The organism is Streptococcus mitis (assembly GCF_003942795.1).
GTDB lineage: Bacteria > Bacillota > Bacilli > Lactobacillales > Streptococcaceae > Streptococcus > Streptococcus mitis_BJ.
In genome coordinates this window covers 1-24,297 of sequence record NZ_RJNY01000023.1, presented here as the reverse complement: position 1 = coordinate 24,297, position 24,297 = coordinate 1, and the positions used below count along the sequence as shown (strand labels likewise).

The following is a 24,297-nucleotide window of genomic DNA, read 5'->3' as shown; positions in this document are numbered from 1 at the left end:
CCAATAGTAGCAAAAATAGTATACAGTATCGTACCTCTTGAAAATAATTTTGCGGAGGAAAACTGCAACCCTAATTCTGTAATATGTTCTTCAACTTTAGAAATGTGTTTTGAATTTATATCTTTTATTTTTACCCAGGGAATATTACCTTGAACCCAAAATTCTTTTTTATTTCTTGAAGGAGTTCCTCCTGCTTGTATCTCACAAATTTCCCCTAACTTCACTTTCTTCATGCAACCACCTCCTCGAAATATCGGGATTTGACGAGCAAGTTAAATTTTTCTGACTGAATTTTACGAAAATCATAAATTTGACTTATTGTATTTAGTTTTTTTGAAATTAGCTTTTGTTCTAGTTTATTAGGTAATACAAATGAGATATCTTTAATTTTAGCTACTGAAAGATGTTTGACTGTAACAAAAGGCGTCTTATCTTCAATTTCTTTCAAGAATTTAGGAATCAACCAAGATATGTAACCTTCATCTACACTTTTATCCGTAATTTTAATTTTACAGACACGTTGATTAAGTAGCGCTAAATCCCCCTCCCATTTTTTCAATATAAAACTGCCATCCATTGTAATCAATAAATCTCCATTTTTAATAAGATATTCTTCGGGATAGGTTCCTTCAAAGTAGGTATCAGAAAAACCTCTTTCTACATCTCGAATTCGTATTAAGGGGAGACCAATTTTTTTATCGTTAAATTGTGATGATTTAAAAGCATAACCAGATAAAATATCACAAACTTCCCCCAACTTCACTTTTTTCATACATCCATCTCCCTACTTGAGTAATTCTTCTAACTCTGCCAAGCCAGCTTGAATTTCTTTTTCTAGATCATTAATTTTCTTTAAGATGACTTCTGTTGGTTCATACTCAACTTTTTCATACTCAATTTCTTTGTATTTATTGATCGATAAATCATAATCATTATCCTTTATCTCATCGACTGGAACAAAGAAAGACTGATCCGTTCTCTTACGTTCTGCTTCGTTGTCAAGTTGATGGAAACGTTGAATAATATCTGGAATATCATTATCACTGATCGGTTGTCGTTTATCATCCAAACTTAAACCATCTGCTTTCATATCGTAAAACCAGACCTTATCCGTTCCACCATTTCCAGTTTTTGTAAAGATGAGAATGGCAGTTGAAACTCCAGCATAAGGTTTGAAAACGCCACTTGGCATTGATATTACAGCATCCAATTTATGATTCTCTACAATTTCCTGACGAATTCCTTTATGGGCTTTAGAAGAACCAAAGAGGACACCGTCAGGTACAATAACTGCTGCACGTCCCCCTGGTTTCAATGTACGCAAGAAAAGAGCAAGGAAAAGTAATTCTGTTTTTTTGGTTTTTACAGTTGCAAGGAGATCATTTGAAGTTGAATCGTAGTCAAGCGATCCCTTAAATGGAGGATTTGCTAACACTAAAGTGTATTTATCTGCTTCTTCATTATCTTGAGATAGTGAGTCAAGATAACTAATTTGTGGATTTTCCACTCCATGCAGCATCATGTTCATTGCACCAAGTCTAAGCATAGTTGTATCCGTATCATTCCCATGAAACATAATGTTATGAAAATGGTTGATATTATCTGGATTGGTTTCCCATTCATCTTTTTTACGCTTTAAGTAACGGCTAGCAGATACTAAGAAACCCGCAGACCCCATAGCAGGATCTGAGATAATATCCTTGATAGTTGGTTGCATCAACTCAACCATCATATCGATGATGTGACGAGGTGTACGAAATTGTCCATTTTTACCTGCGGTTGACAATTTTGATAGCAGATATTCATAGATGTCGCCAATATCATTAATCCCCTGTGTGTCACTATCAAAGTCTATACCTGAGTCTCTAGTTGGAAATTCATCTAATATAGAAATCACCTTTTGGAGCGTAGCAGGTTTATTTATTTGAAAGATAGCTTCACGCATATAACGTGAAAAAGCTGTATCATCAGTATCACCCTTAAGATTCTTCATAAATGGAAAAATCTCCTGTGTCATTAAACGATAGACTTCCTGAGCATCTCCCATATTTTTAAAAGTCGACCAACGGTATTCAGGTTTGTCTTTTGGAAAAATTCCCTCATAAGAAATTCCTAGAAACTCAGCATCGCTTTCGCGTCCAAGCTCGACACTATCCAAATCCTTCATAAATAGAAGATAAGTCAATTGTTCAATATTTGTTAGAGGATTTGCATTTCCTTCAGTCCACAGCATTTCCCACAGCTGATCAATTTTATTTTTTAATTCGCCTGTAATCATACTAGTCTCTTTTCTTTGGTTTTAAAGTTATGAATATCACTATTTTAACAGATTTTCAATTAAGCTTCAATTATGTTTCTCGCTATAAAAATTTCTTTCAAAAATAAAAAAGCAAACACAAAATATGGTTCACTTTTTTAAACTTTTCTACTCTCCATCCTTCCAGTTTCGAGCAATCTCTTCGTCTTTCTGGAGTTGGTCTACGAGCTCTTCGATGGAGTTAAATTTGACCATATCACGGACACGGTCCAGCCAGTAGACCATGACTGTCTCACCGTAAATATCATCTGAAAAGTCAAAAATATTGACTTCAAAACGTGGTTCTTCTCCATCAAAGGTAACATTTTTTCCAACACTTGCCATTCCACGATATCTCTGACGCTGCACTTCCACATCGACTACGTAAACACCGTCCGCTGGCATGTAAGTTCGGTCTCTTAGGACCAGATTTGCTGTTGGATAACCGATCGTACGCCCACGAGCATTTCCATGAACGACCATCCCACGAGATGGGAGCGGTGTGCCGAGCAGTTGATTGACTTCCCTGACATCTCCATCAAGAATTGCCTGACGAATCCGTGTAGAACTAATCTTGCCCTTTTCGTCTTCGACCGGAGGAACAATGATGATTTCTCCATCAAAATAATCCTTCAGGTCATCCGCAGTTTTCTTATCAGAGCCAAAAGTATAGTCAAATCCTGCTACAATAATAGCTGGTTTTAAAGCTCGAACATAGGTATTAAAGAATTCTTGACCCGTTAAACTAGCAAATTTGCTACTAAAGTCAAGTAAGAAAAGAGCCTCTACCCCATGCCATTTCATCTTGTGCTCCCGTTCCTCGTGATTGACGATATGGAGCATAAGTTCAGGTTGGTAAGGTTGCAAGGCAAGTTTTGGCGATTCTGTAAAGGTCATCACGACAACTGGCAGATAATCCTTCATAGAAGCCTTGCTGGCCACTTCAAAAAGTTTCTGATGCCCCTTGTGGATGCCATCAAAATAACCTAATACAAGGACTGTTTTCCCCGGTACTGCAATGTCTTTTTCGTTCTTAATAGGTACTGTTGTAATCATAAAACTATTATATCATAGAGCAAGTCTTTTCGCTAAGAGGAAATCCCAAATGTCGTTTTCTGTGCCTGAACTGACCTTAAGTGAAAATTTAGCACTTTAGTTTTAAAAAATAGCACCTCCTAAGAGATGCTATCGTTTAGTAACTAGTCTATTGTTTCTTCCAAATCTTTTAACTTAACCGAAACAATCTTAGACACACCTGATTCTTGCATGGTAACTCCATAGATAGAGTCCGCTGCCGCCATCGTCCCCTTACGGTGGGTTACGACGATAAACTGACTATCCTTGTCAAAGCGGTTGAGGTAATCCCCAAAACGTTTGACATTGGCTTCGTCCAGCGCCGCCTCTACCTCGTCCAAGATGACGAAAGGAATGGTCTTAACTCGGATAATGGAGAAGAGCAAAGCCAGAGCTGATAGTGCTTTCTCCCCACCACTCATGAGGTTGAGAGATTGGATTTTCTTACCTGGAGGTTGAACAGAAATCTCCACACCAGCTGTTAAAAGATCGCCCTCAGTCAATATCAAGTCTGCTTGACCTCCGCCAAACATCTGTCTAAAGGTCACTTTAAAGGACTCACGAATAGCTTCAAAGGTTGATTTGAAGCGTTCCTTAACCTCATCATTCATCTCTGTGATGGTGTCAAGAAGAAGGTTTTTCGCAGAAAGAATATCATCTCTCTGACTATTTAGAAATTCCAAGCGGTTATGGACTTCTTCATATTGCTTAATAGCATCCAAATTGACTGGACCCAGTGAGCGAATAGCCTTCTCAAGATCTTTAACCTCTTGCTCCGCCAGATTGAGATTTTCCAGTTCATGAGCCTTTTCTAGAGCCTCATTGTAGCTAATCTGGTACTGGTCTGTCAACTGACCTTGTAGATGGCGCAAGCGTTCGCTGACCTTTTCCTTCTTGGCTTCAGCACGTGTTTGTTTACGAATCCACTCTTCATTCTGCTGGCGAGCCTGATCCAAATGGCTGGCAATATCATCCAGTTGACCCTCGATATCATCCAATTCAAACTGCTTGCGAATCAGACCTTGTTGAAGATTGGTTTTCTGAGTTTTGGCCTCTTCCACCTGCTGGCTTAGTAAATCCGTATCCACTTTCTCAAGATTATCAACTTTTTCTTGGAGAAGACGCTGAATTTCCTCTTGCTCGACATCCAGATTATCCAGTTCCTTACCTAAGCGTTCAATATCAGTAACTTCGTACCGCTTCTGTCCTTGCAGTTCGGACTTAAGCAAGCGCGCTTGAGAAGTCTGTTCCTGCAAGTTTTGATAACGTTCTTGAATAGCGTTTTTGTTAGACTTAATCTCTTCAATCTCAGCTTCCAGATTTTGTTTTTCACTGGCAATGGTGGCAAGGCGCTCTTGGCATTTTTCCTTGTCCGCTTGCCAATCTCCTTCAGTAAGGCGATTTAATTCCTCTTCTTGAAGTTTCCAAAGCGTTTCCAGTTCTTCGACCTGCTGATTGGTTTGTTGATAAGCAAGATACAAACCTTGCTCCTGAATACGAGCTTGCTCACCCTGAGATTTGATGGCTTCTAATCTTTCTGCCAATACCGCCATCTCATCTTGCAAGGACTTCAAACTCGCTTCTTCTGACCGCAGATTGGATTCTTCTTCAGCAATTTCTTTTTGTAATTGCTCCAGTTCTGGCTTGATGAAAATACTGTTATTTTGACGATTAGCACCACCAGCATAGGAACCACCTGTACGCAACTCTGTCCCATCCAGTGTCACCATACGAACCTGATAGCGAACTTGACGAGCTGCGGCACGCGCATGTTCCACAGTATCAAAAATTGCTGTCGTTGCTAGCAAGTTCTTGAAAATGGCTTCTAGTCTCTTATCAAACGACACCAACTCATCTGCCATACCCAGAAATCCTGGACTTGCTGCGATAGCATCTTGATTCTGACTAGAAATCGTACGCGCTTTGATCGTTGTCAAAGGAAGGAAGGTCGCACGACCAGCTCTGTTACGTTTGAGGAAATCAATCGCCTTGGTTGCTGCGTTTTCATCTTCTACGATGATATGTTGACTGCTAGCTCCAAGTGCAATCTCCAAAGCAATTTGATAATGCACATCAAAGGTCAAGTGTTCACTGACTGCACCAATGATCCCACCAAGACGGTCTTTTTCTTGGAGAACACTCTTAACACCCGCATAAAAATTACTATGATTTCTTAGGATATTTTCCAAACTCTGGGCTCGAGCCTGCTTGTTTTTGAGACTATCCAGACGGTCAAAGAGTTGGCTCTGCTGGGCTTGGTAAGAAACTTTCTGCTCCTCTTGTTCCTTGGCACCAGCTTGGTAGTCTGCCAATAATTTCTGAACCTGCTCCTTGGCAGTTTCAAGCTCAGCCTGTTGTTGACTGGCCTTCTCTTTAGCTGTAGCCAGCTGTTCTTTCAATTTCTCAAGTTGATCTGCTTGTTTTTGAGATAGTTGACGGCTGTTCTCCAGTTCATTCTCGATGCGAGTCAGTTGGTTTGAGACATCCGCTTCTTCTTGTAAAAGCGCCACAAAACGTTCACGCAGGAGCTCAATCATCTGGTCAGGATCATCTGAAAAAGCCAACAACTCTGCTTCTAGGCGATTGAGTTCCTTGTTGTTTTCAGCTAGACTTTTCTCTAACTGTTCCAAGTTCGCTTCTTTTTCAGCCTTTTCATTACTTAAAACCTTTCTCTTATCTTCCAAAGTCGCCAAACGGGCTTGCGCTTCTTGTTGATTAAGGGCAACTTGCTCGGATTCCAGTTTCGATAGGGCTAGTTTTCGCTCTAAGTCACTAATCAAACTAGTCAAATCCATCAAGCTTCCTTGATCCTTGGCCATTTCAGCCTGGAGATCCTGACGTTTCTTTTTAAGGCTTTGATTTTCCTCTTCTAACTCTTCACGCTTTTGGTAATAGCTAGTCAAAAGTTCCTGAACTTGCGTCAGTTCTTCTTCCGTCAACTCTAGTTCAGTCTTGTTTTCCTTGATTTGGGCAACCAGTACATCCAAGTAAATCGCCTTACGTTGACCATCCAAGTCGAGAAACTTGCGCGCATTCTCAGCTTGTTTTGCAAGGGGCTTGATTTGATTGTCCAACTCGTAGATAATGTCCTCTAAGCGGTCGAGATTGTCTTGAGTTTGTTGCAGTTTGCTTTCTGTTTCTTTTCGACGAGTCTTGTATTTTAAAACTCCAGCAGCTTCTTCAAAAATAGCTCGGCGTTCCTCTGGCTTAGAATTAAAAATCTCCTCAACCTTCCCTTGGGAAATGATGGAGAAGGAATCCCGTCCCAAACCAGTATCCAAGAAGAGGTCATGAATATCACGCAAGCGCACCTTCTTGCCATCAATTCGATACTCGCTATCTCCACTACGGTAAATATGACGCTCTACCTTAATGACTTGCCCAGCATCCTTGATGAAGCCATCTTCATTGTCCAAGGTCACGATAACAGAGGCATAATTGAGTGGTTTGCGACTTTCTGTTCCAGCAAAGATAACGTCAGGCATCTTACCACCACGAAGGCTCTTGATACTGGACTCCCCCAAGGCCCATCGTAGACTTTCTGTGATATTTGACTTCCCAGAACCATTGGGCCCAACGACAGCTGTCACACCTTGGTCAAAGACAACCCTGGTCTTGTCAGCAAAGGACTTGAATCCCTGGATCTCAATTTCCTTTAAATACATGAATCAAGCCCTTTCTCAACGGCATTTTTTGCGGCCTCTTGCTCTGCCAATTTTTTAGAACGGCCTTGGCCTTTTCCTATACTCTTGCCCTCGACCAGAACTTCTACATCAAAAACCTTATCATGGGCAGGTCCCGTTTCAGAGGTCACCTGGTAGCGAATATCCACATCTCCATTTACCTGAAGCAGCTCTTGCAGGTGTGTCTTATAATCCTTAATCATTTCAAAGTCACCTGCTTCAACCTTGGGGATCATGACTTGATAGATAAACTCTTTTACTCTAACAACATCCTTGTCCAAAAGCAAAGCACCCAGAAAGGCTTCAAAGGCATCTCCAAGAATGGTGTCACGATTGCGCCCACCAGACTTTTCTTCTCCTTTTCCTAGCTTGATAAACTGATCAAACTGGCAATCACGCGCAAAACCAGCCAAACTCTCCTCACGGACAATCATAGCACGGAGTTTAGACAAATCTCCCTCTGGTTTCTTGGGATATTTTTTATACAGATATTCTGAAATCAATAATTGCAGAACAGCGTCTCCTAAAAATTCCAAGCGCTCATTGTGTGAAATTTTTAAGAGGCGGTGCTCATTGGCATAACTCGTATGAGTAAAGGCCGTTTCCAGTAAGTTTTTGTCTGCAAATTCGATTGCAAAACGCTTCTTTAGTACAGTTTGTAATTCTTTCATACCAACCTCTTTCTAACTGATAATAGTCTCTTTTATTATATCAAAAAAAGCCCCCTGAGTCACTTCAAAACGGGACTAGAGGGGATTTGAGCATTTTTTAGAACAAACTTTTCATTTTTAGGGGCAAACTTGGGGCGAGATAAAGAAAAAGCCTTATTTAAGGCTTTCTTAGGCTATTTACATCCACCCTGAGGGAATCGAACCCCCATCTCAAGAACCGGAATCTTACGTGATATCCATTACACTAAGGGTGGAAACTTGTCTTATTATAACAGAAATTTGCTCTAATAACAAGTTTTTTATGGGTAGACTAAGCGTCCATTAGTGGGATGCATCCCCGTTCCAGATAGAGTTTTTCACGATAACATAATCAACGTGTTTGAGGTCGGCAACTTTGCGTCCACCTGCATAAGAGATAGCACTTTGCAAGTCCTGTTCCATCTCAGTAAGGGTGTCTTGCAAATGTCCTTTAGCATGCAGTAAGATGCGTTTGCCTTCCACATTTTTATATGCTCCCTTTTGGTATTGAGAAGCTGAACCATAGTATTCTTTGAACTGTTCCCCATCAACTTCGATTGTCTTTCCTGGGCTTTCGATATGTCCTGCAAATAGGGAACCGATCATGACCATGCTGGCACCGAAACGGATAGACTTGGCTATATCACCATGAGTACGAATCCCTCCATCAGCGATAATCGGTTTGCGAGCTGCTTTAGCACACCAACGTAGGGCAGCCAATTGCCAGCCACCTGTACCAAAACCAGTCTTTACCTTGGTAATACAAACCTTACCAGGACCGATTCCAACCTTAGTAGCATCCGCTCCAGCATTTTCCAATTCACGCACAGCTTCTGGTGTTCCTACGTTACCAGCAATGACAAAAGTGTCTGGTAATTCTTTCTTGATGTGTTGAATCATAGAAATCACGCTATCCGCATGACCATGGGCAATGTCAATCGTGATATACTCAGGAGCATCAGCCTTGAGTCGGCTAACAAAATCATACTCGTAGTCCTTGACACCGACAGAAATGGAAGCAATGAGCCCTTGATCGTGCATGCGTTTGATAAAAGGAATGCGCCTAGCCTCATCAAAACGATGCATAATGTAGAAGTAGCCATCTTTAGCCAGTTGCTCTGCTACATTCTCATCCAAAATCGTCTGCATATTTGCAGGTACAACAGGTAGTTTGAAAGTGTGATTTCCAAGTGTGACACTCGTGTCTGCTTCTGCACGGCTTTTAATGACACATTTATTAGGAATCAACTGAATATCTTCGTAATCAAAAATTGGAAATTCATTTAACATATCGATGTCTCGTTTCTTTTATAATGACCTACCTATGCTTGCGCATCCCTACGTCTTTTCCGACGTTTCCTTAATTAATTATAAACAAAGGTACAGTTTTTGTCAAATATTTTCAGTAATCAAATGATATCGTTCGGAAATTACTTATATAAATGGTAAGAGAAAGAGGAGAGATTAGATTCTCCCCGCTTCTTCATCAATAATCGCTTTAAAATTTTCTTCTGAATTTTCCATCATTTTACAAAATGCACTATAGGATGAGGCATTCTGAGGGATTTGGATAGACCACTTCTTCAATTGAGCTCCATAGCCAGCTAGTTTTCCTATTTCACTATTTACTGACCGCTCCACACTAGGGAAAATCAGTCCGGCTTTCTCAGCTTTTAAAATATAAGAATAGGAAATCAGCTGGAACAAGTCCTCGCGGTTAATCCCTCTTTCAGTGAACTCCAGTTTCTTATATTTAGCATCTAAAACAGTATTTCGTTCTCTGTCATAAAAATCTGGATATACTTTTCGTTTCCCAACAGAAAATACTGAAATTCCGTTCGTCTTATCTTTATTTCGTGGATGGATGAAACCTTTTGGCAACAAGGTATGAACATACTCTTCCCAAATCCAGGCAACATCAAAGAGAATACCATGTACCATCTGGGCTTGAGGTCCAAGACCATGCTTTTCTCTACTCAGAATCATCAAGCAGAGTTCCTGTAATTTTCTATACTCTCTGAAATAGGCGTGTCGGATGGGTTTGATTTTATTCATTCTGATAATCTTGGCACGATTAGCTAGTTTATAAGCTGGAGTTACACGAGTAATTTCTGTCATATTTTCACGATTACTATCGAGCAGAACTCCGAAACTTTTCTGATTCTTTATGTACTCAATCGTATGTCGAATCAACTGCATGAGTGGATTATCATAGGTAAATTCCCTAGTAGTATAGGCAATATTTCCCATAAAAGGGAGATTTTTTTTCAGATGATTTCCAACATCTAGTACACCCTTTACATGACTATCGTTATGGAAAAATCGCTGGTATTCCTTATAAAGACCTTTTCGGAGAGCAGCTTGCAGATATTTGGGAAAGAGGTAAATCAAAAGCTGATAGAGTTTATCCTCTGGAGATAGACCAACATCCAAACTAGTCAGATTGATATTGAGAACCTTTTGTAAAAGATAATGCAAAAAATGGTCGTTACTTTCATCAGAAAAACGAGAGGAAATCGTTAATCTTTCCTGACCATATCCCAGAAAACCAATCACGTTTCCTGTCTTGATTTCCTGATTAACTGTTTCCAAAATCTTTTGGTCCTTGTCTAAATCAGGAGAATTTATCAAATCATTCGGGAAAATAAAGATACTGTCCTCTCGAGAAAGGTTATCTAGTGTTCTATCAAGAAGTGCTTGACTTAGATTGGGATATTCTGCGACAAAGTCCTCTTTAGCGATTCTATACTGATTATCAGTGATCCGCATTATCATCACCAGTATCTTGCCAATCTGTTCGCTCGTTATTTGTCAGATCAAATGCTTTTTTCAATGTATCCAGAGTTTCAGCCTCCTCATAAGAGCCTCGTAAGTAATCTTCCAAAAGTGGTTTGAGGTAATCAGACCAGAGTAATTCATAGTTAAACTCTACATCCTTCAACTTAAGGAAATAACTTGGTCCGATATGATAATGACTGTTTAATTCCTGAACGTTTTCGATAGCAACATTCAAATTTCTTAGACGAAGTTTTGCTTCTTCTGCATGGATATCTAGTTCTTTATCCAGCATAGCAACTTGGCTTTCAGCAGTAACTTCAACAAAACGGAAACGACGACGCATAGCAAAATCAAAGGTATCTACTGAACGGTCAATATCATTCATTGTTCCGATGATGTAGACATTCTCAGGAATATAAAACTTGTCATCCGTCTCATGTAAATTAGCATACTGGGTAGAAACACTCCCCCTTTCACCACGATATCCAGGATCGATAGAGAAAAAGAGCTCGCCAAAAATCTTAGAAATCTCCCCACGGTTAATTTCATCGATGATGAAAACGAATTTCTTGTCTGTGTCAATCGTTGGAGATACATAATCACATAATCCATAACTTTCTTTCATGTGATCTAAAACGATTTTTTGATAAGTTTCGTACTTTAACTTAGTTTCCTCACCCTTGTACAAAAGATACACCTTTTCTTTGGTAGCAACAGGAGAATCAAACTTCACATTCCCTAGACTATTTAAACTGGCTGGAACAGAACTACGAGGCAAGAAGTATTGTCCTTGCTTTTCATTGATAGCATCCGTTAGCTTACCCCACGCTTCCTCAAAATTATCTTGGCCTCCAGTTTTTTGAGCTTCTTTAGCCTTCTGACAAAACTTCTTAAAAATGCCGTCCTGCAAGCCAAAGTTAATCTGTCCATCATTTACCAGGATTGGTCTCAACCCCTCTACAAAATCCGTATAATCATAGGAAGGGTGAAACTGTACAAATTCAATTTGGTCTTCGTTGCCACCCGTTAACTCCATAGCAATTTCTTTAGCAAGATAAGTTTTTCCTGTGTCAGGAGCACCACGGAGGATGAGGTTTTTGGATTTTTTTAATTTATCTAAATAATCGTCAATATTTTTATTCATAACAACTTTCTCTATATTTTTTCTGTATGTACCATTTAGAATAGATTTATATAAATTGATACGTTCTGAATTTCTATCCCAGTTGATGGTTTGTCTTGTACCTTTTTTACCTTGGTATTCCCATCCACCATCTACTTTCAACCAATTAACACCAATACAATGTTTAAACTCTGTTTTTGTTTCATCAAAGTAATATGTTTTCACACATTGTCCAATACCTAAAATTTTGTTAAATCCTGAGGTAGCTATTATATAATCATTTATTTTTATGTCATGTGCAAACTTCCAAATAAATAAATTTCTCTGCTTTCCTTGATTCAATTCTTCAGGATTATTGTAATCTAAAATATTAGATAAATTAGAATCAAAATCTATACAAGCTATATTCTCTTCTTTAAATAAAGACCAAACTTTTCCACCTCCTCCTGCAACTATCATCCAATAATTTAATTTTTCTTCCATTTTGTAGCTCCATTTTCATATTATAGGCTAGTTAGTATTTAATATTTCAAAACCCTATTTCACATATAGAATATCATATCTATATAAAAAAGAAAAGAAATTCTAAAGAAAAAGCCCAGTGTTAGGAGCTTCAATGTCTCTTAACACTAGACTTCTTTTTTTATCTTAGTAATACTCGCCTTGACGATAGTCCCATGAGTTAAAGGTATCTGACAGGTGCATCATGATTTTATCAATGTCAAGCCCTTTGCGGATAACAACTGGAGCTGGTGAGATTGAACGGTCTCCTCCTTGTTCTGGGATGAGCTTACCATCTTTATCAACCATAGACACCATAACACCTTGCTCGTAGCGTGTTTCAACTGTTTTGTCCGGTTGGATGGAAGCCACATAGTCGTCTGCTTCGATGACAAGGTCCACTGCTCCTTCGATACGTTCCCCGATACCTTCTACCTTACCACGGTTTCCTTTACCAGATGGGTTAGCTGATGAGGCATAGACCATTTTTCCTTCTTCCCACAGTTTAGCAGCCAACTGTTCACCAGCTTTACCAAACTTGATGACAAAACAGCTAGTACCACGAACGTCTGTCATGAGTTCTTCACGACCATCCCCATAAGCTTTGAGTTTTTCAAAAGCTTCTGGTTTCCAAGGAAGGATACAACCGAGGAGGATGTCTTCGTCCCAATGTTTTTGGTAGAAGGCTTCAATTTCTGGGTTGAGTTGTGCTAAAGCTCGTAGCTCGTCCATGCTACCGCAGAGGACAACACCTGGTTTGTTACGGTTACGCTCTTTGGCTGCGAACTTACGCTCAAGTCCTGCCTTGTCACTGGTCATAATGATGTAACCAACTTTTGTAGGGCAAACGATACAACCGCCCTCACCTTTTAAAATGTCATAGCCTTCTTGTGAAAGTGTTCCGTTCCATTGAATGTGTTTTGTCATAGTTCTATATTTCCTTTTCTATTTTTCTATTCCTGCCAGTAGGCTGGTCGTTGTTTTTCATAGGCAGCAATCAAATCTTCATACTGCAAAGTAATACCGATATCATCCAAACCATTTAAAAGCTTGTGTTTCCACTCGCTATCAATTTCGAAAGTGAATTCTCCAACTGGTGAGATGATTTTTTGTTGTTCCAAGTCTACAGTTACCTGGTCGGTCGGTTTAAGTTGGGCTAGCTTTTCTCTAACCTCCCTAGGCTGAACAATAGGCAACATGCCATTATTGAGTTCATTATTGTAATGAATATCACCGAAAGATCCTGCAATCACGACCTTAAAACCATAGTCAGCTAGAGCCCATGCTGCGTGTTCCCTCGAAGACCCTGCGCCAAAGTTATCCCCTGAGATGAGGATACTGGCTTTGCGATATTCAGGTCGGTTAAAGACAAAATCTGGATCCTCAGTGTAGTTATCGTCCAGATAACGCCAAGCATACATGAGGTACTTACCAAAGCCTTTTTTATCAATCAACTTGAGAAACTGCTTGGGGAGTATTTGATCGGTGTCGATATTATCATTCATGAGAGGAACGGTCGTTCCCGTATAAACTGTAAATTTCTCCATATCCTCTCCTTACTGGGCCTCTGGCATTTGCCGAACATCTACGAAACGCCCTGCAATAGCTGCCGCCGCTGCCATAGCTGGACTGCAGAGATGGGTTTTAGCACCAAATCCTTGTCTGTCTTCAAAGTTGCGGTTACTGGTTGAGGCACAGTGGACGCCATCAGGGACCTTGTCGGGATTCATCCCTAGGCACATAGAACAACCTGGGTCTCTCCATTCAAAGCCAGCATCTAAGAATACCTTATCCAAGCCCAACTTCTCCGCAGCTCGTTTGACAGGACGAGAACCTGGTACTACGATTGCTGTTAGATTGGGAGCAATCTTCTTCCCTTTGACAAATCGCGCAGCCAGTTGCAAATCGCTGAGACGAGCATTGGTACAAGACCCGATAAAGATATAGCCTAGTTCAATGTCCGCTGGCTTTTGACCAGGCTCCAAGTTCATGTAATGATAAGCACGTTCATCGTTCATATCCTTAATTTCTGGGAAGCTACTGTCAAAGTCAACGCCCATAGCAGGATTGGTCCCCCAGGTCACCATAGGAGCCAAGTCTGAGACATCCATCCGGATAACTTTATCATAAACAGCATCCTCATCGCTGACTAGGGTTTTCCAATCCGCCACAGCCTCCTCAAAAGCTTCGGGAACGCATTCCCGTCCCTTGAGATAGTCATAGGTAGTCTGATCCGGATTCATAATTCCCATCTTGGAGCCAAACTCGATGGACATATTGCAGATGGTCATTCTCTCTTCCATGGTCAGAGCATCAATCGCTTGTCCACGATATTCCACAACGTAACCTACACCACAGGCAACGCCGTACTTGGCAATCAAGGCGAGGATGTAATCCTTGGAATAAACTCCTTTTTGAGGAACACCAGTGAACTCCACCAACATTTTCTTGGGTTTGACCTGCCAGAGGGTCTGGGTAGCAAAGACATGCTCAACTTCACTGGTCCCAATTCCAAAAGCGATAGCTCCGAAAGCTCCGTGAGTAGCTGTATGACTATCTCCACAGACGATGAATTTTCCTGGTTGGGTCCGTCCTGTTTCTGGACCTACCATGTGAACGATCCCCTGCTTTTCAGAACCGTGGGCAGCATGTTCAATCCCAAACTCCTCAACATTTTCAGCAAGCTTATCAATTTGAGCCTTAGAAATCACATCTCTAATATCGTAGATATTGACAGTTGGAACATTGTGATCAAAAGTTCCAAATGTCAAGTCTGGCCGCCTCAATCTGCGACCTGCATCTCGTAAGCCTTGAAAAGCTTGGGGACTAGTCACTTCATGAATATAGTGCTGGTCCACATACATGAGTTGGGGTTGCCCCTCTTCTCCTGTGATGACATGACGGTCCCATAATTTATCAAAAATCGATTTTCCTGCCATCCATTACCTCCAAATAAAATATAAGGCTACTAGTGTAGTTACCATCCCGAGAAACCAAACCGTTTTAAAATACCATTTTCTAGTCTTGTGGTGAAAGGTGATTCCTGCCAACCAGGCACCAAAACCACCACAAGTAAGGGCTAAAATGAGTAAGATTTTCTCTGGCACGCGCCAAGCACCTCTTCTTGCCTTGGATTTGTCAATGCCATAAATCAAGAAAACCAGCAAATTCCAAATCAAGAGGGCAAGCGTGATTCCTTCATTTATCTTCATAATCTTTCAATGATGGCTTCTGTCATTTCCTTGGTCGAAGCCTGTCCTCCAATATCTCTTGTTAAAATGCCAGCCGCTAAACTAGCTTCAACAGCACGCTCGATACGCTCTGCATCCTCATAACAACCAAAACTATCTCTCAACATCATGGCAACTGACAAAATCATGGAAATAGGATTGGCAATTCCTTGACCTGCAATATCAGGAGCTGAACCGTGAATGGGCTCATAGAGACTTGGTCCATTTTCAGAATGACTAGCTGATGGCATGACGCCAAGTGTGCCTGATAGAACGCTTGATTCATCAGATAAGATATCTCCGAAAAGATTCTCCGTCACGATAACATCAAACTTGGCAGGATTGGTAATCATAAGCATAGCAGCTGAGTCCACCAACTGGTGTTCCAAGGTCACATCTGGGAAATCCTGCGCAACCTCCTCAGCTACTCTCCGCCAAAGTTTTGATGTCGCTAGAACGTTTTGTTTATCGATACTAGTAACGATTTTTCTCCGACTTCTTGCGATTTCAAAGGCTTTGCGAATAATCCGCTCTACTTCCTCATAGCTATAGTCGTTGATATCACGTGCTTTGCGCTCGTCAAGGATATGATCTCCAAAGTAAATCCCACCTGTCAACTCACGCACCACGACAAAGTCTACACCAGCAATTCGTTCTGGTTTAAGTGGTGATAAATGCTTGAGACTATCAAAGATTTTCACAGGCCGAATATTGGCATAGAGATTGAGTTCCTTCCGAAGAGACAGCAAGCCTTGTTCAGGCCGAATCGCTGCCCCATCATACTGAGGACTACCGATAGCTGCTAGGAGAATCGCATCTGCTTCTCTACTTGCCTGGAGGGTTTCATCAGGTAAGGGATGCCCCACAGCATCAATACCTGCACCTCCAAAGGGGCGTCTGTCTATCTCATAGTCAAAGCCTGTTTTTGAAGCTAGAGCTTCCAGAACCGTTAAACCAGCTTCCATAATTTCTGGACCGATTCCATCCCCTGCTAAAGCAACTATTTTTTTTGTCATAGACTTCTCCTTTACACACTAGGCATGTCTCGGTAGGAAACGCTGCGCCCCATCTCACCTGCATTCTCTTTTTGAACAAAGGTATTAGCATTGATGTAGGCAATAGCCGAAGCTTTCAGTACATCGAAATCAAGACCTGCTGCGTTAAAGATAGTCTCTGTATCTCTGTTTTCAACAGTGACCAAGACACGAGCTTGAGCATCAATTCCATCTGTTACCGCATCTATGGTATAGGACACCAATCGGACAGATTGGTTAAAGAACTTATCGATAGCGTTAAAGATCGCTTCAACGGAACCTTGCCCTGTCGCATTGAATTCGACTTTCTCACCATCCATATTTGCTAGGCTAACGAGCGCTTCAATTTCATTATCTGCATGGGTTTGAAGTTGCAAATCATCAAAGTGGAAGCCTTCTGGATTTTCAATCATGGTTCCAGCTACCAGAGCTCGAATATCTGCATCTGTGATTTCTTGTTTCTTGTCCGCTAGTGCCTTGAACTTAGCGAAGAGTGGTTTGATATCCTCTTCTGTAAAGTCTAGAGCCAGTTCTCTTAGTTTTTCAACAAAGGCATGGCGACCTGACAATTTTCCAAGCGGAAGACTATTGCTCTTAACACCAACCAATTCAGGTGTAATGATTTCATAAGTGAGAGGATTTTTAAGGACTCCATCTTGGTGAATACCAGACTCGTGAGAAAAGGCATTACCACCAACCACAGCCTTGTTTTTAGGAACTGGAATACCAGAGAAGCGAGAAATCATTTCTGACGTATTGATTGTCTCGTTTAGAATAATGCTTGTCTCGACTTGGTAGTAATCTTGGCGAATATTGAGAGCCACTGCTATTTCTTCAAGGGCTGCATTACCAGCTCGCTCCCCAATACCATTGATAGTCCCTTCGACACGTCCTGCACCGTTCTTGACAGCAGCAAGGCTATTAGCTACTGCCATTCCGAGGTCATCATGACAGTGAGGCGAATAGATAATCTGACGATCGGTCTTGATATTCTCAATCAAATGTTTGAAAATAGCGCCGTACTCCTCTGGCGTGGTAAATCCTACTGTGTCAGGGATATTGATATAAGACGCCCCTGCATCGACCGCTGTTTGAACGACTTGCAAGAGGAAATCCAACTCTGTTCTAGTCGCATCTTCAGGAGAGAATTCGACGATTTCAAACTTAGAACGTGCATAGGAAACATGCTCCTTAATAGCTTCTAAAATCTCTTCCTTGCTCTTATTGAGCTTATACTTGCGGTGAATCGGACTGGTCGCGATAAAGACATGAACCTGTGGATACTTGGCATCCTTTAGCGCCTCGTAACAAGCATCAATATCAGACTTGACTGAACGTGCTAGACCAGTTACCGCCGTTTTCTTCAAGACTTTAGCAATCTCCTGAACTGCCTTAAATGAGTCTGGACTAGCAGCTGGAAAACCAGCTTCAATGGCTGAAATGCCCCATTTTTCCAACTGCCTTGCAATGGCAATTTTTTCCTTGATTGAAAAGTTAACGCCAGGTGTCTGCTCTCCATCTCGAAGGCTGGTATCTAGAAATTCAACTGTTCGCATAAGATTTCCCCTTTTCCAAATGTGGTTTTAAAAAACATCTCGCTCAGAAGCCCAAGCGAGATGTTGATTTACTCCCGCTTGGTAAGCCAAACAGGACTAATGCTTTTGCACTAGCCCGAGTACCTCAACAACAAAGCAAATTGATTAAACTTAGCTGTTTTCATGTTTGACTTTCTCCTTCGTTTGATATCTTGTTTAGTATTCTAGCATAGGCAAAAGCACTTGTCAAGAAAAAATCCATTATTTTCTGAAAATTTCTTCAGTAAAGAATATTTTGCTAATTGAAAGTATTTGAAAACTCAAGCGAATTTCCTTATTTTTTCACAGTCAAGTTCCAACTTTTTTCGATGAGTTCTATCACTTCTTCATCTTGCAAACTATCATCAAGCGCCAGACTAAGCCAGTAGCGTTTGTTCATATGAAAGGCCGGATAAATGCCTTTTTTTGAAAGCAAATCAGCTACTTGGTCGTGTTTGAGATTGACTGCTTCGACTAGCCCTTCTCTCCCCTTTTCCAGCTTATCCCATGGGATTCTCATCAAAACAGCATACCACTTTTGATTGCCTTCATGTCTTAACACTGCTGTATCAGGCGATTTCTCCCAAAGATACTCCAATTGATTACCATATTTTTTCTGAACTTGAGCCATGATACGCTTAGTCTGAGGGCAGATAAAATCCTGTACATCAAAGCAAGCCTTCCGAATCTGGTAAAGAATCTCCAAACAAGCCTCACGGACACTTCCGACAAAACTTCCCCGCATACTTCCCATATGTACTTGAGGATAGAGGTCACCCGTTTCCTGATCAAAGACCTGAAAGCTCACATTATCAGGTGTGATAGAGACTGTCATGTAAAAGTCACCCTGCAAAATCTGGCAACTATAAGTCCAGACTTCCTCATTTTCTACAAAACCATAGGCATGGGCTTTTTCTTTATTAAACTGATAGGATTTAAAAATTTCAAACATAAGTGAAAACTGCTACCAAAAGCTAGCAGTTCCTTTCTATTTTTTAAAAGACAACCTTGGTTCCATGCAATTGTGTCACACCCAGCTGGTCGATAAAGGCTTGACGGTTGTCAAGGTCAATCCCTCCACCTGGTAAAATTTCAATTTTACCTTTAGCATGTTCCAAAATTCTGTGATAATGGGCAAAACGTTCTTCTAGCGAGTCTCCAGACACACCAGCACGAGTTAAGATACGAGTGACACCAGCTTGGCTGAGCCAGTCAATGGCTTCCAACTGGTCTTCATCACTCAATTCATCAAAGGCCATGTGAAAGACAATTTCCATTCCTTTAGATGCAGCAATCAGCTTCTCAAGATTAGCCTTATCCAACTTCTTATCAGCAGTTAATGCTCCAAAAACGACTCCTTGACTTCCAGCCTGTGCAGTCAAACGAATATCTTCTAGCATAATCGCTATTTCCATATCAGTATAGACAAAGTCGCCACCGCGGGGACGAATCATAGTCATGATGGTGGTGTCGTAGTTAGCTGCCAGTTCAACCGCTGCCTTGGTCACTCCATAGCTAGGTGTTGTTCCTCCTACTGCTAGATTGTCACAAAGTTCGATTCGACGAGCTCCAGCCTGCATCGCTTTTTCAAGCAAGGTCACATTTTCAGCACAAAATTCGTAAATCATTTGATTCTCCTTGATGTTTTCTTTAAATTTATTATATCATATTATTTTAAATAGGCTTTCATTTTTATCAAGGCAAATAACTACTATTTTAACTATTCTTTGTCAGGAATGACTTTAAAGAGATAGTAGGTGATAAAGACAGTCAAGGCTCCCAGACCAATTTTGACTGGTAAAAGAGGGGCAAAATAAATAGAAATCCCCATCAAGATATAGATAGATACGATGATTTTTTTCTTTCGTTCTCGCGCGATTGACTTGGTTTCCCGAAAGTCAGCTACATAAGTCTGATAAAGCTTTGTATGATAAAGCCAGTCTTCAAAACGCTTAGAAGATTTAGAAAAACAAGCGACAGCTAACAAAAGAAAGGGGGTTGTTGGTAAAAGTGGTAAGACAACTCCAATAACAGCTAAAGCCAGTGAAATAAAGCCAATACTGAGATAAATGATACGCATGATTTCTCCTAGATAAATTACTCTTCCTCTAGTTTCGCATACAAGGGGGAAATTTGTCAAGCATCAACAAAAAAGAGCCTGAAATTCATTTTCAGGGCTCTGCATTTTATTTAATTTTCTCTTCTTCGTAGTCGCCATTACTACATACAACCTGCTTGCCACCACCACGGACTTTTTTCTCCACAAGGAAGTGTCCGCATTTTGGACAGTCACGGCCAATTGGTTTGTCCCAGGAAGTAAACTCACATTCTGGATAGCGATTGCAACCATAGAAGACACGATTGCGCTTGGTTTTGCGTTCGATGATTTGTCCTTGATGACAGCTCGGACACTCGACTCCAATCTCTTTGACAATCGCTTGTGTGTGACGACAGTCCGGGAAATTACTACAAGCATAGAATTTACCAAAACGACCGAGCTTAATCACCATCGGACTACCACAAACTTCACAGTCAAATCCAGCAGGCTCATCCTTGATCTGGATTTTTTCCATTTCGGATTCAGCCTTGGCTACTTCTTTGGAGAATGGTTTATAAAATTCATCAATAACACGTTGCCACTGCTCTTTTCCAACCTCGACATCATCCAATTTTCCTTCCATCTCAGCTGTAAAGGTCACGTTTACGATATCTGGGAAGTATTCAACGATGAGTTTGTTAACAATTTCTCCTAGTTCTGTCGGTTCAAAACGTTTAGCTGCCAAACGAACATAGTAACGTTTTTGGATGGTTTCAATGGTCGGAGCATAGGTTGACGGGCGTCCAACTCCATNTTCTTCCAAGGTCTTGATAAGAGTCGCTTCTGAATAGCGAGCTGGCGGTTGGGTGAAATGTTGTTCTGGCTTGCTATTGACCTGCTTGACCACATCTCCTACTGCCATATCTGGCAACATCTTGTTCTTGTCAGAGTCATTGTAAATAGCAAGATAACCATCAAACTTAACTTGGCTACCATTTGCCGCAAACTGAACCCCATTTTGAGAGAGCTTAACAGCCATGGTATCAAAGATAGCGCCTGTCATCTGGCTGGCCACAAAACGGTTCCAGATAAGGGTATAGAGCTTGAGCTGGTCTTTGTCCAAGTACTTAGCGATGCTTTCAGGTGTGTTAAAGACACTAGATGGACGAATGGCTTCGTGAGCATCTTGAGCACCTGAGGCATTCTTGACCCTGCTACCATGCTTGGTATACTTGCTACCAAAACGGTCGTTAATGTAGCTTGCCGCTTCGTTCTGAGCCACAGGACTGATACGAGTCGAGTCTGTACGCATATAGGTAATCAAACCTTGCACGCCTGATCCGATATTGATCCCTTCATAGAGCTGTTGGGCTACCATCATAGTCTTTCGAGTACGGAAATTGATTTTGTTAGCAGCATCCATCTGCATGGTTGAAGTCGTATAAGGTAGGGGCGCATTGCGTTTGCGTTCTTTCTTATCTACCTGGTCTACTGTGAAATCTTTACTAGTCAAATGAGACAAGACTTCTTTGACTTCTTCGTTGGTGGTCAATTTCATCTTTTTGCCATTCATACCATAGAAAGAAGCCTGAAATTGCTTGGTACCCTTCTTAAAGACACCATCAATTGTCCAGTATTCTTCCGGTTGGAAGGCATTGATTTCATTTTCACGGTCAATGATAAGCTTAAGGGCAACCGACTGCACGCGTCCTGCTGATAAGCCCTTCTTGACCTTTTTCCACAAAATAGGCGAAATCGAATACCCTACCAAGCGGTCTAAGACTCGACGAGCTTGTTGGGCGTCGACCAAGTCCATGTCAATCTTGCGAGGTTCTTTAAAAGCATTTTTTACCGCGTCCTTAGTGATTTCATTAAAGACCACACGGTTGGCATCATTTTCATCCAAGTTGAGAATGTGAGCCAAATGCCAGGAAATCGCTTCTCCTTCACGGTCCGGGTCACTCGCCAGAAAGACTTTATTGGCCTTTTTGGCTTCTTTTTTCAGATCATTGATGAGAGGGCCTTTGCCTCGGATATTGATATACTGCGGTTCATAGTTATTTTCAATGTCGACTGACATACTGGATTTCTTCAAATCACGGATATGCCCGACACTGGCTAAAACCTTGTAATTTCTGCCTAGATATTTCTCAATCGTTTTCGCTTTAGCAGGCGACTCCACGATGACTAGATTTTTTTTAACTGTTGATTTTTTCTTCTTTGTTGCCGTAGCCACACTATCACACCTTTTCAAAGTAATAAACTTTATAAAGTGTAAACCATTTTGCCATAACTGTCAAGACTTAGCTCCTATATATAGAAGAAAAGTTTATCTGAGTGAACAAATTTCTCCTTAAAATTCAAACTCAGCCAGCACATCTTGCCCGCTGGCAATCAGTTTTGCTCCCTCTTGGATTAGGTGGTGACAGCCATCTGAATGGCCATCTAAAATGTTTCCTGGAATGGCAAAAACATCACGCCCTTCCTCCATAGCTCGCTCACAGGTGATGAGACTACCTGAACGCATCCTTGCCTCTGCTACAATAACTCCTCGACATAGTCCTGCTATGATTCGATTACGAGCTGGAAAGTGAAATTTCAAGGGTTCTTCACCTGGTCCGTATTCGCTAAGTACCAAATGGTGATTGCCAATGTGTTCCTGCAAACGTTTATTGACACGAGGGTAGAAAACATCCAATCCTGTTCCAATGACAGCAATTGTTCTTCCTCCATTCTGGAGTGCAGCCATATGGGCGGCTGTATCAATTCCTTTAGCCAAGCCACTGACCACGATCAACTCATTTCCCAAACCTTGGATAACTCTCTGAACCGACTTTGCTCCCTGACTAGAACATGAACGGCTCCCTACAACAGCAACTTTCGGAAACTTTAACAAGTCCAGATTTCCTTTATAAAACAAGAGCGCTGGAGCATCATAAATCTCACTCAGATCCCAAGGATAACAGTCATCAAGAATAGAAAAGGATGGAAATTTCTGAAACTCCTTCTCCAACTGTGCATCATCTATCTGGAAATAGCGTTCCATAAAGACAGCAGGATTACGACACCCCGATATTTCTGCAATATCACCTAGCAAGAGCTCCTGATCTACAGTCTCATCGTATTCAAGAACTGTTAAAATTTGTTGATTGGTCAGCCCGGCTTTTCTCAATTTGTAAATCTCATAGTTTGTGATCTTCATATACAACTCCATTTCTTTTTCTACTCATCTATCTATTCGTAAAAAAAAATAAAAAGAAGACCAAGGATCTTCTTTTTTTCATTTATTCAGTTTTAGTAGTTGACCAGCTACTTTCAACCATCGGTAAGATTGTTTTTAAAGTTTCCCCATCCCCTTCAAGTGAAACATAGCGGATTTTACCATCATTTGATCGGAAAACCCAGGTAATGAGGTATTTCCCTGACTTAGCAATTGCATTGACAACATAGGCTTCATAACCTCCAATGGTCGATTTGGAGCCCCAAACCTTACTGAAATCAGAGCTTTGTTCTTTAGAAGTTAAAATACTGGATGAGACAGTCACAACATCCAGTTTAGCATATTCTTCTTCGCTGATATTGAACTGATCAGCCTTGAAGGTATTCAGCGTAACAATGTTGATATCTGTTCCATCGCAATACTGTATATCATTTCCACCTTCTACTTCATGGAATCGAACCCATGATTTGGGTACCTTGACAAAGCCATACTCATTCGAGCCGATGATTTGCGTCTCTTCCTTTTTCGCTTCAGAAACAGCAGAACTAGAGCTACTTGTTTCCTGACTGCTAGAAGAACTAACAACCGCAGTCGAACTTTCTTCGGTTGCTGTTTGCGACTTATTGGAGCATGAAGCTAAAAAAGCACTAACAATAACTACAGTACCTAAAATCAATAATTTTTTCATCCTACCACCTCTCCATCTGCATTATAAGAAAAATAAGAACTTCTGTCAAATTCTGACCTAATCTATTCTGTTAGTTTCCGATTTTATTGCTCACATTTAAAGCAAAAACTCTTGAAAAATCGGCTCTATAATTTCTGTAGTGGGTAAAACCACCATAGGTCTTATGGAGCCTATTTTGCTGTAGAAAAAAAGTCCCATAAGACCTATAATGAAAAGTGACCAAACCATCATTAGAAAGAATCTTATGGAACAATTAAATTTTATCACAAACTTACTCGGAATTAAAGACAAGAACATCATAATCTTGGATTATCTGGATGCTGGAACACATAAAGAAATCATCGCTAAGCTAGATTATCCTGCTCCTAA

The 24,297-nt window shown here is 40.9% G+C and carries 20 protein-coding genes, 1 tRNA gene and 2 pseudogenes; 1 reads left to right on the top strand and 22 read right to left on the bottom strand.

Going from position 1 to position 24,297, the window contains the following annotated elements:
- From D8847_RS09115 to D8847_RS09010, 22 genes and pseudogenes are all read right to left on the bottom strand, one after another.
- On the bottom strand, nucleotides 1-233 hold a 233-nt coding region (locus D8847_RS09115), incomplete at its 3' end, for a restriction endonuclease subunit S (RefSeq protein WP_185757950.1).
- An 11-nt stretch (nucleotides 234-244) separates the two neighbouring features.
- Nucleotides 245-772 (bottom strand): annotated as a pseudogene (locus D8847_RS09110) (restriction endonuclease subunit S); the annotation flags it as partial.
- A gap of 12 nt (nucleotides 773-784) precedes the next feature.
- Entirely contained in the window at nucleotides 785-2,278 is a 1,494-nt protein-coding gene (locus D8847_RS09105) for a type I restriction-modification system subunit M (protein WP_084859845.1), read from the bottom strand.
- A gap of 147 nt (nucleotides 2,279-2,425) precedes the next feature.
- Nucleotides 2,426-3,352 (bottom strand): bifunctional riboflavin kinase/FAD synthetase, encoded by a 927-nt coding sequence (locus tag D8847_RS09100; RefSeq protein WP_125841329.1) that lies wholly within the window; start codon nucleotides 3,350-3,352, stop codon nucleotides 2,426-2,428.
- A 143-nt stretch (nucleotides 3,353-3,495) separates the two neighbouring features.
- Complete coding sequence (gene smc / locus D8847_RS09095; protein ID WP_125841328.1) at nucleotides 3,496-7,035, bottom strand: chromosome segregation protein SMC; 3,540 nt, start codon at nucleotides 7,033-7,035, stop codon at nucleotides 3,496-3,498.
- The gene (gene rnc / locus D8847_RS09090) at nucleotides 7,026-7,724 is read right to left on the bottom strand and encodes a ribonuclease III (RefSeq protein WP_125841327.1); all 699 of its coding nucleotides are present in this window, start codon (nucleotides 7,722-7,724) and stop codon (nucleotides 7,026-7,028) included. The genes smc and rnc overlap by 10 nt, the downstream gene beginning before the upstream one ends.
- Nucleotides 7,725-7,906: 182 nt before the next feature.
- Nucleotides 7,907-7,978: transfer RNA gene (locus tag D8847_RS09085), tRNA-Arg, on the bottom strand.
- Between the two features lie 67 nt (nucleotides 7,979-8,045).
- Entirely contained in the window at nucleotides 8,046-9,032 is a 987-nt protein-coding gene (locus tag D8847_RS09080) for a GMP reductase (protein ID WP_125841326.1), read from the bottom strand.
- A gap of 174 nt (nucleotides 9,033-9,206) precedes the next feature.
- Nucleotides 9,207-10,511 (bottom strand): McrC family protein, encoded by a 1,305-nt coding sequence (locus D8847_RS09075; protein ID WP_125841325.1) that lies wholly within the window; start codon nucleotides 10,509-10,511, stop codon nucleotides 9,207-9,209.
- Nucleotides 10,498-12,126, bottom strand: a complete 1,629-nt coding sequence (locus D8847_RS09070) for an AAA family ATPase (protein WP_125841324.1) — start codon at nucleotides 12,124-12,126, stop codon at nucleotides 10,498-10,500. The genes D8847_RS09075 and D8847_RS09070 overlap by 14 nt, the downstream gene beginning before the upstream one ends.
- A 165-nt stretch (nucleotides 12,127-12,291) precedes the next feature.
- Nucleotides 12,292-13,071: an L-threonylcarbamoyladenylate synthase gene (locus D8847_RS09065; RefSeq protein ID WP_125841323.1), complete on the bottom strand. Its 780-nt coding sequence runs from the start codon at nucleotides 13,069-13,071 to the stop codon at nucleotides 12,292-12,294.
- Between the two features lie 26 nt (nucleotides 13,072-13,097).
- Nucleotides 13,098-13,691 (bottom strand): 3-isopropylmalate dehydratase small subunit, encoded by a 594-nt coding sequence (leuD, locus tag D8847_RS09060; protein ID WP_000410641.1) that lies wholly within the window; start codon nucleotides 13,689-13,691, stop codon nucleotides 13,098-13,100.
- Between the two features lie 9 nt (nucleotides 13,692-13,700).
- Entirely contained in the window at nucleotides 13,701-15,083 is a 1,383-nt protein-coding gene (gene leuC / locus D8847_RS09055) for a 3-isopropylmalate dehydratase large subunit (protein ID WP_042767801.1), read from the bottom strand.
- Nucleotides 15,084-15,086: 3 nt separating this feature from the next.
- Nucleotides 15,087-15,356 (bottom strand): DUF1294 domain-containing protein, encoded by a 270-nt coding sequence (locus D8847_RS09050; protein ID WP_125841322.1) that lies wholly within the window; start codon nucleotides 15,354-15,356, stop codon nucleotides 15,087-15,089.
- Nucleotides 15,353-16,390: a 3-isopropylmalate dehydrogenase gene (gene leuB, locus D8847_RS09045; RefSeq protein WP_125841321.1), complete on the bottom strand. Its 1,038-nt coding sequence runs from the start codon at nucleotides 16,388-16,390 to the stop codon at nucleotides 15,353-15,355. Before leuB ends, D8847_RS09050 begins: the two co-directional genes overlap by 4 nt.
- Nucleotides 16,391-16,401: 11 nt before the next feature.
- The gene (locus tag D8847_RS09040) at nucleotides 16,402-17,964 is read right to left on the bottom strand and encodes a 2-isopropylmalate synthase (protein WP_125841320.1); all 1,563 of its coding nucleotides are present in this window, start codon (nucleotides 17,962-17,964) and stop codon (nucleotides 16,402-16,404) included.
- A gap of 313 nt (nucleotides 17,965-18,277) precedes the next feature.
- Entirely contained in the window at nucleotides 18,278-18,934 is a 657-nt protein-coding gene (locus D8847_RS09035) for an MmcQ/YjbR family DNA-binding protein (protein WP_125841319.1), read from the bottom strand.
- Between the two features lie 43 nt (nucleotides 18,935-18,977).
- Nucleotides 18,978-19,610: a copper homeostasis protein CutC gene (locus tag D8847_RS09030; protein ID WP_125841318.1), complete on the bottom strand. Its 633-nt coding sequence runs from the start codon at nucleotides 19,608-19,610 to the stop codon at nucleotides 18,978-18,980.
- A gap of 92 nt (nucleotides 19,611-19,702) precedes the next feature.
- Nucleotides 19,703-20,062, bottom strand: coding sequence for a YbaN family protein (locus tag D8847_RS09025; protein WP_125841317.1), 360 nt, complete (start codon nucleotides 20,060-20,062; stop codon nucleotides 19,703-19,705).
- Nucleotides 20,063-20,168: 106 nt separating this feature from the next.
- On the bottom strand, nucleotides 20,169-22,256 hold the full coding sequence (gene topA, locus D8847_RS09020) for a type I DNA topoisomerase (RefSeq protein WP_125841316.1): 2,088 nt from the start codon (nucleotides 22,254-22,256) through the stop codon (nucleotides 20,169-20,171).
- Between the two features lie 117 nt (nucleotides 22,257-22,373).
- Nucleotides 22,374-23,222 carry a DNA-processing protein DprA gene (gene dprA, locus D8847_RS09015; protein WP_125841315.1) on the bottom strand — a complete coding sequence of 283 codons (849 nt, stop codon included), beginning with the start codon at nucleotides 23,220-23,222 and terminating at the stop codon, nucleotides 22,374-22,376.
- 82 nt (nucleotides 23,223-23,304) lie between these two features.
- Nucleotides 23,305-23,928 (bottom strand): hypothetical protein, encoded by a 624-nt coding sequence (locus D8847_RS09010; protein ID WP_125841314.1) that lies wholly within the window; start codon nucleotides 23,926-23,928, stop codon nucleotides 23,305-23,307.
- 244 nt (nucleotides 23,929-24,172) lie between these two features.
- Between D8847_RS09010 and D8847_RS09005 the strand changes: the two are divergent.
- Nucleotides 24,173-24,297, top strand: a pseudogene (locus D8847_RS09005) (ISL3 family transposase); the annotation flags it as partial.

Bases quoted from the DNA above. Each gene is read 5' to 3' on its own strand.
- rnc (WP_125841327.1), bottom strand. From the start codon at position 7,724: ATGAAAGAATTACAAACTGTACTAAAGAAGCGTTTTGCAATCGAATTT.
- D8847_RS09035 (WP_125841319.1), bottom strand. From the start codon at position 18,934: ATGTTTGAAATTTTTAAATCCTATCAGTTTAATAAAGAAAAAGCCCAT.
- dprA (WP_125841315.1), bottom strand. From the start codon at position 23,222: ATGAAGATCACAAACTATGAGATTTACAAATTGAGAAAAGCCGGGCTG.
- D8847_RS09105 (WP_084859845.1), bottom strand. From the start codon at position 2,278: ATGATTACAGGCGAATTAAAAAATAAAATTGATCAGCTGTGGGAAATG.
- leuC (WP_042767801.1), bottom strand. From the start codon at position 15,083: ATGGCAGGAAAATCGATTTTTGATAAATTATGGGACCGTCATGTCATC.
- smc (WP_125841328.1), bottom strand. From the start codon at position 7,035: ATGTATTTAAAGGAAATTGAGATCCAGGGATTCAAGTCCTTTGCTGAC.
- D8847_RS09030 (WP_125841318.1), bottom strand. From the start codon at position 19,610: ATGATTTACGAATTTTGTGCTGAAAATGTGACCTTGCTTGAAAAAGCG.
- D8847_RS09070 (WP_125841324.1), bottom strand. From the start codon at position 12,126: ATGGAAGAAAAATTAAATTATTGGATGATAGTTGCAGGAGGAGGTGGA.
- D8847_RS09075 (WP_125841325.1), bottom strand. From the start codon at position 10,511: ATGCGGATCACTGATAATCAGTATAGAATCGCTAAAGAGGACTTTGTC.
- D8847_RS09050 (WP_125841322.1), bottom strand. From the start codon at position 15,356: ATGAAGATAAATGAAGGAATCACGCTTGCCCTCTTGATTTGGAATTTG.
- D8847_RS09040 (WP_125841320.1), bottom strand. From the start codon at position 17,964: ATGCGAACAGTTGAATTTCTAGATACCAGCCTTCGAGATGGAGAGCAG.
- D8847_RS09080 (WP_125841326.1), bottom strand. From the start codon at position 9,032: ATGTTAAATGAATTTCCAATTTTTGATTACGAAGATATTCAGTTGATT.
- D8847_RS09100 (WP_125841329.1), bottom strand. From the start codon at position 3,352: ATGATTACAACAGTACCTATTAAGAACGAAAAAGACATTGCAGTACCG.
- D8847_RS09025 (WP_125841317.1), bottom strand. From the start codon at position 20,062: ATGCGTATCATTTATCTCAGTATTGGCTTTATTTCACTGGCTTTAGCT.
- leuD (WP_000410641.1), bottom strand. From the start codon at position 13,691: ATGGAGAAATTTACAGTTTATACGGGAACGACCGTTCCTCTCATGAAT.
- D8847_RS09010 (WP_125841314.1), bottom strand. From the start codon at position 23,928: ATGAAAAAATTATTGATTTTAGGTACTGTAGTTATTGTTAGTGCTTTT.
- D8847_RS09065 (WP_125841323.1), bottom strand. From the start codon at position 13,071: ATGACAAAACACATTCAATGGAACGGAACACTTTCACAAGAAGGCTAT.
- leuB (WP_125841321.1), bottom strand. From the start codon at position 16,390: ATGACAAAAAAAATAGTTGCTTTAGCAGGGGATGGAATCGGTCCAGAA.